Genomic DNA, 12,607 nt, shown 5'->3' on the forward strand with positions numbered 1-12,607 from the left:
GAGAGCCGTCCGACCCGCAGCCGGGCGTACCGGCCGACCCACAGCCGGGTGTACCCGCGGGCGCATCCGCCGACGTACTCGCGGGCGCACCGGCCGACGGACCGGCGGGCGTGCTGACCGAGGAACTGCTGCGCGCCCGGCTGCACCGCGCCGTCGCCGCCCTCGAACCCGGGCCCGGCGCGCTGCCCAGGCTGCGCGCCGCCGTGCCGCGCCGCCGCGCCGTCCGCCGGCGGGCGCTGGGCGGGGCCGTGGTGCTGGCCGCCGCGATCGCCGTGCTGCCGGTGGTGAACGCCACCGGGCCGTTCGACCTGTCCGGGGACCCGACCGGCGGCCAGGCCGCGCCCGGTGCGGGCAGCAGCCCGTCGAAGGCCACCGGGAACCACCCCTGGCACCCGCACAGCTCCGCCGCGGTGCCGCCGGCCGGTACCGCGAGCCCCGGCCCGGAGGCGTCCGCCAGCCCCTCCGCGTCCGGCAGTCCGGGCGGCTCGCCCGCCGCCGCCCCGGTGTGCACCCGCACCGACCTCGGCCGGGCCGCCGCCGAGCAGGCCGCCGCCGACCCGGCCGACGGCAAGGTCTACGGCTGGTTCCGGCTGACCAACACCGGCGCGCACGCCTGCCGCCTCGCCGGCACCGGCACGTTCGCGCTGGGCACCGGGGCGGTCGGCGTCCAACTGCTCGCGCACGGCGTCGGCGACCCGGCCGCCTCGCTGCCCGACCCGGCGGGGCTGCCCGCCGAGGTGCTGCTCGGTCCGGGCGGCTCGTACCTGGTGCGGTTCGCCTGGGTGCCCGCGCGCTGCCCGGCCGCCTCCGAATCGCCCAGCGACCCGAGCGGGCCGCAGCAGCCCAGCGCGGGGACCAGCGGGGGCGCGCTGCCCGCCGCCACCCCTGCCGCCGCTGCCGCCGCGGGGCCGACCCAGGCCGTCGCGGTCGCCGACGCGTCCCCGGGCACGGACCCGAGCCCCGGCGCGACCACCGGCGGCCAGCCCGCCGCCACCTTCACGCTCGGCTACGCGCCCGACCCGGGCGCGACCGGGCTCCCGGCCGGCACCACGCTGCCGACCGGCTGCGGCGGCACCGTCTACTGGACCGGCCCGGAACCCGCCCCGGCCCCGCCCGCCCCACCGACCCCGGCCGCCACCCCCTGACGCCGTCGCCCCCCGACCCGCGTCCCACCCTCTGAAGCCGTCGTCCCCTGACCCGAGCCCACCCGGCCCCGTTCACGCCTGCCGGGTCGGCAGCACCACCAGCTGGCGCAGGTTCACGTGCCGGGGGCGGCTGACCGCGTAGGCGACCAGGTCGGCGACGTCGGTGGCGGCCAGCGGGCCGATCGCGTCGAACATGGCGCCGAGCTGGCCGTCCGGGCCGAGCGCCGGGTTGTCGATGTGGGTGCCGAGCTCGGTGTCGGTCAGGCCGGGCTCGATGTTGGTGACCCGGACGTCGCGCGGGCCGTACTCGCTGCGCAGCGCGGCCGAGAGCTGGGTCAGTGCGGCCTTGGTGGCGCCGTACACCGCGTAGTTGGGGAAGACCACGTCCGCGCCGATGGAGGAGATGTCGACCAGGTCGGCGGTGGCGCCGGCCGCCGCGGCGGCGACCAGGTCGGGGCCGAAGGCGCGGATCGTCCGCAGCGCGCCGGTCAGGTTGGTGTCGATCATGCGGGTCCACTCGTCGATCCGGCCGTCGTCGACCGGGTTGGGCAGCATCACGCCGGCCGCGTTGACCAGCAGGTCGACCCGGCCGAAGGCGTCGTGGACGAGTCGCTGCGCGGCGTCGACGGACGCCTGGTCGGTGACGTCGGCGGGCACCGCGAGGGCGTTCGGGCCGAGTTCGGCGGCCAGTTCGGCGAGCCGGCCGGCCCGGCGGGCCAGCAGCGCGACCCGGGCGCCGTCCGCGACCAGCTGCCGGGCGACGGCCTCGCCCATGCCGCTGGCGGCGCCGGTGACGACGGCGGTCCGGGTGTTCAGGGTGGGGTAGCCCATGGGAATCGCTCTCCTCGTTCGCCGCGGGTCCCGCGTCCTGCGGCCCGCTTCCTGCTGACGGGTACGACTCTGCCGGTCGGCGCCGGTGCTACCCAGTGCCGGGGTTTTCCTGGGTCCGGGAGAACCACCTTCGCGGCGGGCGCCGTATCGTCGACGGCATGAGCGAACTGGGGGAGTTCCTGCGGCAGCGCCGAGCCCGGATCCAGCCGTCCGACGTGGGCCTGCCCGAGCTGGGGCGCCGCCGCCGGGTGCCGGGGCTGCGCCGGGAGGAGGTCGCGCGGCTGGCCGGGGTGAGCGTCGACTACTACGTGCGGCTCGAACAGGGCCGGGGCACCGGCGTCTCCGCGGAGGTGCTGGACGCGGTGGCCCGGGTGCTGCGGCTGGACGCCACCGAGCGCGGCCACCTGCACACCCTGGCCCGCCCGCCGCGCGACACCTACCGGCGCACGCCGCGGCGGATCAGGCCGGGGCTGCGGCTGGTGCTGGACTCGATGGCCGCGCCGGTCTTCGTGCTCGGCCGCTGCATGGACGTGCTGGCCTGGAACGCCGCGGCCGACGCGGTGGTCGGCTTCTCCGAACTGCCGCCCCGGGAGCGGAACATGGCCCGGCACGCCTTCCTCGCCGAGCGCGGCGGCCGGCTGTACCCGGAGTTCGAGCGGGTCGCCGCCGAGACGGTCACCTACCTGCGGCTGGACGCGGCCCGGTACCCCGACGATCCCGAACTGGCCGCGCTGGTGGCCGAGTTGACGGCCGGGAGCCCGCTGTTCGCCGAGCTGTGGGCCCGGCACGGCGTCCGGGAGAAGACGTCCGGGCGCAAGCTGCTGCTGCATCCGCGGGTCGGGGAGCTGGACTTCGGCTACGAGACGCTCGTCCCGCCCGGCGAGCCCGGACTGCTGCTGGTGGTGTACACCGCCGAGCCGGGCTCGGCGACCGCCGAGCGGCTGGCGGCGCTCACCGCGGGCACCGCGGCCGCCGCGCCCGCCGCGTCCACTGCGGCTGCCGCGCCCACCGCCGTTCCGGCCTGAGGGCGGCGGCCCGCCGGGCCGTTCAGATCCCCAGGAAGTGCGCGCGGGCCCGGGCCCGTTCCAGCAGCGCGTGCACCTCGGCCTGGCGGCGGCCCGGACGGTCGTTCCACACGTCGGGGGAGGGTACCGGGCGGCCGGTGGCGTGCAGCACCTCCATCACCTGGGCGCGGGCCCGGCGCACCGTGTACGCGGTGCCGTAGCCGTGCGCCAGCACGGCGGCCTGCGCGCCCAGCAGGCAGACCCGGCCGCGGGCGTCCCACAGCGCGCCCTGCGTCCAGCCGGCCTCGGCGAGGTAGCGGGAGGTCAGCCGCAGGTGGCCGGCGACGCTGACCTCCGCCGGGCGGGCCGGGCGGCGGGCCAGCAGGTCCAGCAGCGAGCGCCGGGGCAGCGGGTGGCCGTGGTTCCAGGGCTGCCGGACGCTGCCGTACGGGTTCGCCGGCGGGTCGGCCGGTCCGGGCGGCAGGTGCGGCAGGTGCGGCAGGTGTGGCCGGGGCGCGGGAGCGGGCAGCCCGGCCAGGTACTGCTCGATCTCCTCGACCAGGCCGAGGGCCTGGGCGAGTTCGTGCGCGTCGAGCCGGTCGAACGGGGGCGCGGGAACGGCCACGGCAGAACTCCTCTGGTCGTTATGTCCGTATTTGTTACGGTACCGTTGATAGCCCGTCAGCGGCCGCACCGCACCAGCTCCGTGTCCGCACCGATCCCGCAGCGGCCCCGCAGCGGCCCCGCGGCGGCCCCGCGCCGATCCCGCGGCGGCCCCGCGCTCCCGTCCGGCCCGTTCCGATCACCCCCCGCCATCGGGTTGGATGAGCGCATGAACGAGCAGACGAACGCCGTCCCGGCGTGGGAGCAGCGGTTCCGGGCGGCACGGGTCTCCCTGCCGGACTGGGCGGACGAGGCACCCGACCGGGCGCTGTACGTGTCCAACGCGACCGGCACCTACGAGGTGTACGCGTGGGACCGCTCCACCGACCGGCACCGCCGGGTCACCGACCGCCCCAACGGCACCACGGACGCCGAACTGTCCCCCGACGGGCAGTGGATCTGGTGGTTCGACGACACCGACGGCGACGAGTTCGGGGTCTGGCGCCGCCAGCCCTTCGACGGCGGCCCGGACGAGGAGGCCGTCCCGGGCGTGCCCGCCGCCTACTCGGCGGGCCTGGCGCTCGGCCGCGACGGCACCGTGGTGGTCGGCACCTCCACCGACGACGAGGGCACCACCCTGTACCTGCGCCGCCCGGGCGCCGCCGGGCCCGAGGTGGTCTACCGGCACGCCGAGTACGGCGGCGTCGGCGACCTCTCGTACGACGCCGCCCTGCTGGCCGTCGACCACACCGAGCACGGCGACGCCATGCACTCGGCGATCCGGGTGCTGCGCCTGGCCGACGGCGCCACCGTCGCCGAGCTCGACGAGGTCACCGGCCGCGACGAGCCGCGCGGCGTCGCCTGCCTGGGCTTCGCGCCCGCCGACGGCGACACCCGGCTGCTGGTCGCCCACCAGCGCAGCGGCCGCTGGGAGCCGATGCTGTGGGACGTCGCGGCCGGCACCGAGACCGAACTCGTCCTGCGCGACGAACAGGGCCGCCCGTTCCCCGGCGACCTGTCCGCCCAGTGGCGCCCGGACGCCCGCTCGCTGCTGATCGAGCACGAGTACGAGGCTCGCTCCGAGCTGTTCTCCTACGACCTGGACGCCGGCGAGCTGACCAGGCTGGACACCCCGCGCGGCACCGTCGCCGGAGCCACCGCCCGCCCCGACGGCACGGTGGAGTTCCTGTGGTCCTCGGCCGCCGAGCCGTCCGCGGTGCGCTCCACCTCCGGCGCGGTGGTGCTGCGCGCCCCCGGCCCGGTGCCGCCCGGTTCGGTGCCGGTCGAGGACGTCTGGGTGGACGGCCCCGGCGGCCGGGTGCACGCCCTGGTGCAGCGCCCGGCGGGCGACGGCCCGCACCCCACGGTGTTCGAGGTGCACGGCGGCCCGACCCACCACGACAGCGACTCCTTCGCGGCCGGGCCCGCCGCCTGGCTCGACCACGGCTTCGCCGTCGTCCGGGTCAACTACCGCGGCTCCACCGGCTACGGGCGGGCCTGGACCGACGCCCTGACCGAACGGGTCGGCCTGATCGAGCTGGAGGACATCGGCGCCGTCCGCGACTGGGCGGTGGCCTCCGGCCTGGCCGACCCGGACCGGCTGGTGCTCTCCGGCGGCTCCTGGGGCGGCTACCTCACCCTGCTCGGCCTCGGCACCCAGCCCGACCACTGGACGCTCGGCCTGGCCGCCGTCCCGGTCGGCGACTACCTGGCCGCGTACGAGGACGAGATGGAGGCGCTCAAGTCGCTGGACCGCACGCTGTTCGGCGGCACCCCCGAGGAGGTCCCGGAGCGCTGGCGGGCCTCCTCGCCGCTGACGTACGTCGAGCAGGTCAAGGCGCCGGTGTACGTCAGCGCGGGCGTCAACGACCCGCGCTGCCCGATCCGGCAGGTCGACAACTACGTCCGGCGGCTGGAGGAGCTCGGCAAGGTCCACGAGGTCTACCGCTACGATGCCGGGCACGGTTCGCTGGTCGTCGACGAGCGGATCAAGCAGCTCCGACTGGAGATCGACTTCGTCCGGCGCCACCTGGCGCCCGGCACCGTCCGCTGAGCTGCGCGGGACCGGCCGAAGAGGGGGAGAACCGATGGGTGGACGCGCCGTGCTGGCCGCCGTCGCGGTCGGCGCCGTACTGCTGACCGCGGCCGGCTGCTCGACGAACAGCGGGAGCCACGACTGCTACCGGGCCGCGGGCGCCGTCGCGGCCGACACCGGCATCGTGCTGGCCGACACCGGCACTGACACCGGCACCGTGTCGGCCGACACCGGCATCGTGCTGGCCGGGAGCGGCGGGAGCGGCGGGACGGTCGTGCAGGCCAAGAGCGGCGGGCGGAGCTCCAAGGGCGGCTCCAGCGGCAGCCGGAGCTCCAAGGGCGGCTCCAGCGGCTCCAGCGGCTCGCACGGCTCCAGCGGCAGCGGTTCGAGCGGTTCGCACGGCTCCAGCGGTACGAGCGGCTCCAGCGGGAGCAACCGCACGGTGGTGCACCACTACCACCACCGCACCTCGGGCTCCACCCGCAGCGACGACTACGTCGACGACTGCGGGAACCCCTCGCCCGCCCCGGGCGCGGTCGGCGCGGGGTGCGCCACCCCGAACGCGCTGCCCGCGGCCACGCCGGCCACCGGCACGCCCACGGCCGGGCCGACCGGAGCCGGGGCGGCCGCCGCGGCGCCGCCGGTGCCCTGCGGCGGCGCGAGCCCGAGCGGCCGGCCGACGGGCCTGCCGTCGCCGTCCGCGCCGAAGGCCGTGAAGCCGTCCGCCTCGAAGGCCCGCTGACCGGCGCGGGTCAGTCCAGGGCCGGGTCCAGTCCGAGGGCCCGGTCCTGGACGGCCTCCGCCTCCCGGCGCACCAGCCGGAACCACATGAACACCACGAACCCGGCGAAGACGAACCACTCCAGGGTGTAGCCGAGGTTCTGGAACGCCCGCAGGCTCAGCCCGTCGCCGCCCTCCGGCTGCACCGTGGGCACCGCGGTCAGCCCGGCCGGGGCGCCGTCCGCCGCGACCCAGCCGTCGTACACCGGGTACGGCAGCACGTTGACCAGGGTGGCCGGGCTGATCGTGCCCAGCTGCCCGGCGGGCAGGCCGCCCGCCACCGCGCCGCCGCTGCCGCTGTTCTCCGGGGCCTGCAGCCGGCCCGTCACGCTGACCTGCCCGGTCGGCGCCCCGGGCGCCGTGCCGGGTTCGCCCGCCGCCCAGCCGCGCACCACGGCCACCGCGGGGCCGCCGTCGGTGAGCAGCGGGGTCAGCACGTAGTAGCCCCGGTGCCCGTCCACCGTCCGGCCCGGGACGAGCAGTTGGTGCGCGCCGTCGTACGAGCCGGTGACCCGCACCGTCCGGCCGACGGTGTCGGTGCCGACCTTCGCCGCGCCGTCCGGCAGCACCGCCGCCAGCGGCTGCGCCTCGGCCGCCGCGGACTCGGCCGCCGCCCTGCCGTTCTCCTGGTGGGTCGACACCCGGGACTCGAAGCGGTCCAGCTGCCAGGTGCCCAGCATCAGGCAGACCACGACCGCCGCCACCGCGACGACCGTGCCGACGAGCCACCGCGGGCTGAGCAGGAACCGGTACACCCCACCACGGTAACCATTCCTGACATTCGGGATGAGCGCGGGGCCGTTCCCGGGCCGTCCCCGATCCGGGATATCGTCCCTGATGTGGGAAACGACGAAACTCCGGGCGAGCAGGACCGCCGGCTCGCCGCCCGCCTCGCCGCACTGCGCGCCGAACGCGGCTGGCCGCTGGACGAACTCGCCCGCCGCAGCGGCATCAGCCGCTCCACGCTCTCCCGGCTGGAGCGCGCCGAGCTCAGCCCGACGGCCGTCCAGCTCGGCCGACTCTGCACCGCGTACGGCCGCACCGCCTCCCGGCTGCTGGCCGAGGTCGAGGCCGGGCCGCCCGGCCTGCTGCGCGCCGCCGAGCAGCCGCGCTGGCACGACCCGGAGACCGGGTTCGCCCGCCGCTCGGTCTCGCCGCCGCACCCGGGGCTGCGCGCCGAACTGGTCGAGGGCACCCTCCCGCCCGGCGCCCGGATCGGCTACCGGGCCCCGTCCGTCCCCGGCCTGGAGCAGCACCTGTGGGTGCTGGAGGGCGAGCTGGAGCTGGAGCTGGACGGCGCCGCGCACCGCCTCGCCGCGGGCGACTGCCTCCGCTACCGCCTGCACGGCGCCTCCGGGTTCCACTGCCCGGGTCCCGGCCCCGTCCGCTACCTGATCGCGCTGGTGCTGCCGTGAACCCTGCCGTCCGCCCGCTCACCCCCGAAACCCTGGACGCCCGCCTGGACGCGCTCGCCGGCCTGCTGCTGGACGCGGTGGCCGGCGGCGCCTCGGTCGGCTTCCTGGCCGGCACGGACCACCGCGAGGCCGCCGCCTGGTGGGCCTCGCTGGGCCCGTCCGTCGCGGCCGGCACCCGGCTGCTGTGGATCGCCGAGGACGCCGCCGGGCGGGCCCTGGGCACCGTCTCGCTGGTCCGCGAGGAGAAGCCGAACGGCCGCCACCGCGCCGAGGTCGCCAAGCTGCTGGTGCACCGCGACGCCCGCGGCGCGGGCCTCGGCCGCCGCCTGCTGCGGCACGCCGAGGACGCCGCCCGCGCCCGCGGCGTCACCCTGCTGCTGCTCGACACCCAGGCCGGCAGCGCCGCCGAGCACCTCTACCGCTCGGCCGGCTGGACGCCGTTCGGCACCGTCCCCGGCCACGCCGCCACCCCGGACGGCGTGCTCGCCGACACCACCTACTACTACAAGCGGCTCGACGGCTGATGGCAGGAAAGGTGGGGTGCGCGTCCTTGCTGCCACCGGGCCGGTCCGCCAGGCTGGGGGCATGCCGACCCGCAGCGTGCTGATCGTCCTGTTCGACGGGGTGCAGGGCCTCGACGTGACCGGCCCGCTGGAGGTGTTCCACGGCGCCGGCCACCCCGTCACCACCGCCTCGCCGGGCGGCCGGCCGGTGCGCAGCAGCAGCGGGCTGACCCTGCTGCCCGACACCGACCTCGACCTGGCCGCCCCCGCGCACACCCTGCTCGTCCCGGGCGGGGCCGGTGCCCGCGGCGAGGTCGCGCCCGAACTGGCCTCCCGGATCGCCGAGTTGGCGGCCGGGGCCGAGCGGGTGGTCTCGGTCTGCACCGGCACCTTCCTGCTCGCCGCGGCGGGCCTGCTGGCGGGCCGCCGGGTCACCACCCACTGGCGGCACTGCGCGACGCTGGCCGCCCGCTACCCGGAGCTGACCGTCGACCCGGAGCCGATCTACGTCCGGGACGGCCGGTTCCTGTCCTCGGCGGGCGTCACCGCGGGCATCGACCTGGCGCTGCACCTGGTCGAGGAGGACCTGGGGCGGGAGGTCGCGCTGGCGGTCGCCCGCAACCTGGTGGTGTTCCTGCGCCGCCCGGGCGGCCAGGCCCAGTTCTCCGCCCAACTGTCGGCGCAGTTCGCCGAGCGGGACTCGGTGCGCGAGGTGCAGCGCTGGATCACCGAGCACCCGGAGGAGGACCTGTCGGTGGAGGCGCTGGCCCGCCGGGCCGCGCTGTCGCCGCGCCAGTTCGCCCGGGTCTTCACCTCGGACGTCGGCATGACCCCCGGCCGGTACGTGGCCGTGGCCCGGCTGGAGGCGGCCCGCCGCCGGCTGGAGGACAGCCGGGACGGCGTCGAGCGGATCGCCCGCTCCTGCGGCTACGGCTCGGCCGAGGCGATGCGCCGGGCCTTCGCCCGGACCCTGGCCACCACCCCGGCCGACTACCGCCGCCGCACCCGCTGACGCGGCGCACCTTTCAGGCCGTGCTCACCACTGCGACCAGGACAGGTTCCAGCCGCTCAGGCCGTTGGCGGGGTCCAGCGGCTGCTTCTTGATCGAGTTCCGGACGATCACCACGTCGCCGATCTTCGAGACGTTGTAGACCTTGCCGCCGGGGGTGTCGTCGCTGCCCTGCGGGGTGTCGGGCAGGCCGATGCAGCCGTGGCTGATGTTCGTGTGGCCGGCCGCCTCCCAGGCTTCCGGGTTGCCGTGCAGGTAGGTGCCGGAGTTGGTCAGCCGCATCGCGTGCGGGTCTATCGTCTTGTAGCCCGGCCCCTTGAGGCCGACCTGGCCCTCGGAGGACATCGGCTCCATCCGGCTCTTGGCCGAGATGACCATGGTGCCGTTCCAGGACGGGTTGTCGTCGGTGCCCGCGACGATCGGGATGGTCTGGTCGGGCTTGCCGTCCTCGTGGACCACCATCTGGTGGGTGGCGGCGTCGACCTCGCTGATCCGGGAGCGGGCGATGGTGAAGCGCTCGTCGCGCTCGGTCGCGCCGTACACGCCGGGCGCCAGTTCCACGCTCTTGGTGCGCAGGTGGACCTGGACGGTGGTGCCGGGCTTCCAGTACTCGGCGGGGCGCAGGTCGAGCCGGGTGTCGTTCTCGAACCAGTGGCCCCTGACCTCGCTGCCGTCCGACGCCTCGACCACGATGGCCCGTTCGACGGCCTCCTTGTTCTTGACCTTCAGGCCGCCGAAGTCCACCGAGATGATCATGCCGACGCCGAAGTCCTCGCCGGTCTTCACGTTGTCCTCGACCTTGACGGTCCGCTGCGGGACGAGCGTGCTGAAGGTGCTGGTGGCGGTGGTGCCCACGCCGTCGGCGTCGGCGGCCCTGGCGTTCACCCGGTAGGTCGTGCCGACCGCGAGGCCGCCGGGGGCCGGCGTCCAGGTCAGGTTGTCGGCGGCGATGGCGCCCTCGACCGGCTTGCCGTCCTGGTCGGTGACGGTGACCTCGGACAGCTTGCCGGACGCCACCGAGACCTTGACCGCGCCCGGGGCCACGTCCTTCGCGCCGTCGCCCGGCTCGATCGACAGCACCGCGGCGGACGCCTTGGCCGGCGCCGGGGCGCTCGCCGTCCCCCCGCCCGCCGCGACCCCGCCGGCCGCACCCCCGGTGCCGCCGCCCGTGCCGCCGCCCCCGCCCCCGCACGCGGTCAGCAGCAGTGCCCCGCCCAGAATCGCGCCCATCATCGTTGTCCGTCGCACGACGCCCCCTCCATCCGGTCTTTCCGGAAGAGGTACACGCCCCCGGGGATGCCCGGGTTTCGGCCGGGCCCCCGGAGAAGTGTCACGGTTTCGCACGGCCGTGCGACGGCGGTCGGCCGGGCACGCCCGGGTTGGTCGGCCGGGGCGCGTCCGGGCCGGTCGGCCGGGGGCGGCCCGGTCAGCCGGCCGGGTGCGCCAGCTCGTCCAAGGTCCGCTCCAGCCAGGCGAGTTCGGCCCGGCTGGTGGCGCGGGCCACCGCCAGCAGGCCCTGCCGGAACGGGTCGTCCAGCTCCTCGGCGGCCAGCGGGCGCCCGTCGTCGCCGTGGAAGAAGCTGCTGGGCTGCCGCAGGAACTCCAGCCGCCGCCGCAGCACGGCGGCCTGTCCGGCCGGATCGTCGAGGTGGCGCAGGAACGCGAGCACGGTGAACCAGTGGTTCTCGTCGGTGATCTCGGTGCCGTCGGCCTCCCGCAGCCGGCGCAGCAGTTCGGCCCGGCCGTCGGCGGTGAGGGTGAGCACGTGCCGGGGTGCGGCCCGGCTGCCGGGCTCGGTCTGCCGGACCAGCCACCCGGCCTTCTCCAGCCGCTTGATCGCGGGGTAGAGGGTGCCGTCCGCGATGGGGCGGACGTGCCCGGTCAGGTGGGCCACCCGCCGCTTCAGCTCGTAGCCGTGCAGCGGTTGTCCGAAGAGGAAGCCGAGGATCGCCAGTTCCAGCACCGGACCATCATCCCGCACGCTTGTCATACCTAGACGTCGATGTATAGTCCTTCCGATGCATCGACCGCAGTTCCGACCCCGGGAGGACCAACCGTGCGCACCGTCGAAGTGACCCCCGGCGGCGCCCTGATGCGCTGGATCGAGATCCCCGGCGACCGGGCCCGCCCCCGGGTCTACCTGCACGGGCTCGGCGCGGCCGCCGCCCCCTACTACGCGGCCGCCGTCGCCCGCCCCGAACTGGCGGGCACCCGCTCGCTGCTGGTCGACCTGCTGGGCTTCGGCACCAGCGACCGCCCCACCGACTTCGACTACACCCTGGAGCAGCACGCCGACGCGGTCGCCGCCCTGCTCGCGGCGGCCGGTGTCCGGGGCGCCGACGTGATCGGCCACAGCATGGGCGGCGCGGTCGCCGTCCTGCTCGCCGCCCGGCACCCGCACCTGGCGGCCCGGCTGGTGCTGGTCGACCCGAGCCTCGACCCGGGCACCCCCCGGCGCGGCCGGGCCGGCGGCAGCGGCATCGCCTCCTACACCGAGGACGAGTACCTGGCCGGCGGCTGGCGGGAGATCCGCGACCTGGTCGGCCCGCACTGGTGGTCCACCATGCGCCTGGCCGGCCCCGAGGCGCTCCACCGCAGCGCCGTCCACCTGGTCCGCGGCACCACCCCGACCGTCCGGGCCGGGCTCGCCGCGCTGACCGTCCCCCGGCTGCTGCTCCACCCGGAGACCGGCGCCCCGTACCTCGGCGGGCGGGAACTGCGGGACGCCGGGGTGGCCGTGGTGCCCGTTCCCGACAGCGGGCACAACATCATGCTGGACAACCCGGACGCCTTCGCCGCCGAACTCGCCCGCTTCCTGACCGCCTGAGCGCCTGAGCGCCTGAGCGTCTGGCCGCCAGGCCGCCTGACCGCTCGGCGGCCTGACCGCCCGGCCGCCCGGCTGCCTACGCCTCCCCGTCCGGGCGCTGGAACTCCGGCTGGTCCAGCAGCCGCAGCCAGCTGCCGTCCGGCTGCTGCCGCACCACCTGGGCGCGGGCCCCGGCGCCGTCCTTCGGCGGGGTGGCGGTCAGCGCGATGCCGTCGGCGGCCAGCGTCGGCAGCGGCGGCTCGGGCGTGAACTGCGGCCGGTGGGCCAGCACCTGCGCCCACAGCTCCTGGATCGCGGCCCGGCCGACCGTCAACTGCCCCGGCGGGTACGCCAGTACCGCGTTCTCCTCGTACAGCGCCGCGACCCCGGCGGCGTCGCCCGCGTTGGAGCGCTCCACGAAGAGCCGGGTCAGGTCCTCCGGCCGCATCGCCTTCTCGTACTCACCCATCGCCGTT

The 12,607-nt window shown here is 76.5% G+C and carries 14 protein-coding genes; 8 read left to right on the plus strand and 6 right to left on the minus strand.

What is annotated here, in order from left to right; translation table 11 throughout:
- Positions 1-110: 110 nt before the first annotated feature.
- Positions 111-1,145 (plus strand): hypothetical protein, encoded by a 1,035-nt coding sequence (locus ACFUEL_RS02235; RefSeq protein WP_380234002.1) that lies wholly within the window; start codon positions 111-113, stop codon positions 1,143-1,145.
- A 72-nt stretch (positions 1,146-1,217) separates the two neighbouring features.
- On the opposite strand, the gene ACFUEL_RS02240 is transcribed toward ACFUEL_RS02235, so the two are convergent.
- Complete coding sequence (locus ACFUEL_RS02240; protein ID WP_380234003.1) at positions 1,218-1,976, minus strand: SDR family oxidoreductase; 759 nt, start codon at positions 1,974-1,976, stop codon at positions 1,218-1,220.
- A gap of 158 nt (positions 1,977-2,134) precedes the next feature.
- Between ACFUEL_RS02240 and ACFUEL_RS02245 the strand changes: the two genes are divergently transcribed.
- Complete coding sequence (locus tag ACFUEL_RS02245; RefSeq protein ID WP_380234004.1) at positions 2,135-3,001, plus strand: helix-turn-helix transcriptional regulator; 867 nt, start codon at positions 2,135-2,137, stop codon at positions 2,999-3,001.
- A gap of 22 nt (positions 3,002-3,023) precedes the next feature.
- Here ACFUEL_RS02245 and ACFUEL_RS02250 read toward each other — a convergent pair whose 3' ends face one another.
- On the minus strand, positions 3,024-3,605 hold the full coding sequence (locus ACFUEL_RS02250; RefSeq protein WP_380234006.1) for a hypothetical protein: 582 nt from the start codon (positions 3,603-3,605) through the stop codon (positions 3,024-3,026).
- 207 nt (positions 3,606-3,812) lie between these two features.
- Between ACFUEL_RS02250 and ACFUEL_RS02255 the strand changes: the two genes are divergently transcribed.
- Both ACFUEL_RS02255 and ACFUEL_RS02260 read left to right on the plus strand, forming a co-directional pair.
- The gene (locus ACFUEL_RS02255; RefSeq protein ID WP_380234007.1) at positions 3,813-5,636 is read left to right on the plus strand and encodes a prolyl oligopeptidase family serine peptidase; all 1,824 of its coding nucleotides are present in this window, start codon (positions 3,813-3,815) and stop codon (positions 5,634-5,636) included.
- A gap of 34 nt (positions 5,637-5,670) precedes the next feature.
- A complete protein-coding gene (locus tag ACFUEL_RS02260) occupies positions 5,671-6,360 on the plus strand; it encodes a hypothetical protein (RefSeq protein ID WP_380234008.1) in 690 nt (229 codons plus the stop codon).
- A gap of 10 nt (positions 6,361-6,370) precedes the next feature.
- On the opposite strand, the gene ACFUEL_RS02265 is transcribed toward ACFUEL_RS02260, so the two are convergent.
- Positions 6,371-7,153: an SURF1 family protein gene (locus tag ACFUEL_RS02265; protein WP_380234009.1), complete on the minus strand. Its 783-nt coding sequence runs from the start codon at positions 7,151-7,153 to the stop codon at positions 6,371-6,373.
- 84 nt (positions 7,154-7,237) lie between these two features.
- Between ACFUEL_RS02265 and ACFUEL_RS02270 the strand changes: the two genes are divergently transcribed.
- The 3 genes from ACFUEL_RS02270 to ACFUEL_RS02280 all read left to right on the plus strand — a co-directional run bounded on the left by ACFUEL_RS02270 (position 7,238) and on the right by ACFUEL_RS02280 (position 9,328).
- The gene (locus tag ACFUEL_RS02270) at positions 7,238-7,813 is read left to right on the plus strand and encodes a helix-turn-helix domain-containing protein (protein ID WP_380234010.1); all 576 of its coding nucleotides are present in this window, start codon (positions 7,238-7,240) and stop codon (positions 7,811-7,813) included.
- Positions 7,810-8,337, plus strand: a complete 528-nt coding sequence (locus ACFUEL_RS02275; RefSeq protein ID WP_380234011.1) for a GNAT family N-acetyltransferase — start codon at positions 7,810-7,812, stop codon at positions 8,335-8,337. The genes ACFUEL_RS02270 and ACFUEL_RS02275 overlap by 4 nt, the downstream gene beginning before the upstream one ends.
- 61 nt (positions 8,338-8,398) lie before the next feature.
- Positions 8,399-9,328: a GlxA family transcriptional regulator gene (locus ACFUEL_RS02280; RefSeq protein WP_380234012.1), complete on the plus strand. Its 930-nt coding sequence runs from the start codon at positions 8,399-8,401 to the stop codon at positions 9,326-9,328.
- A gap of 24 nt (positions 9,329-9,352) precedes the next feature.
- On the opposite strand, the gene ACFUEL_RS02285 is transcribed toward ACFUEL_RS02280, so the two are convergent.
- A complete protein-coding gene (locus ACFUEL_RS02285) occupies positions 9,353-10,573 on the minus strand; it encodes an Ig-like domain-containing protein (RefSeq protein WP_380234013.1) in 1,221 nt (406 codons plus the stop codon).
- Positions 10,574-10,751: 178 nt separating this feature from the next.
- Entirely contained in the window at positions 10,752-11,288 is a 537-nt protein-coding gene (locus ACFUEL_RS02290; RefSeq protein ID WP_380234047.1) for a PadR family transcriptional regulator, read from the minus strand.
- A gap of 93 nt (positions 11,289-11,381) precedes the next feature.
- On the opposite strand from ACFUEL_RS02290, the gene ACFUEL_RS02295 reads away from it, so the two are divergent.
- Positions 11,382-12,152 carry an alpha/beta fold hydrolase gene (locus ACFUEL_RS02295; protein WP_380234014.1) on the plus strand — a complete coding sequence of 257 codons (771 nt, stop codon included), beginning with the start codon at positions 11,382-11,384 and terminating at the stop codon, positions 12,150-12,152.
- Between the two features lie 76 nt (positions 12,153-12,228).
- Here the strand turns inward: ACFUEL_RS02295 and ACFUEL_RS02300 are convergent, their stop codons facing one another.
- Positions 12,229-12,600 carry a YybH family protein gene (locus ACFUEL_RS02300; RefSeq protein ID WP_380234015.1) on the minus strand — a complete coding sequence of 124 codons (372 nt, stop codon included), beginning with the start codon at positions 12,598-12,600 and terminating at the stop codon, positions 12,229-12,231.
- Positions 12,601-12,607 lie beyond the last annotated feature (7 nt).

The sequence above is a fragment of the Kitasatospora sp. NPDC057198 genome, from assembly GCF_042670125.1.
Classification (GTDB): Bacteria; Actinomycetota; Actinomycetes; order Streptomycetales; family Streptomycetaceae; genus Kitasatospora.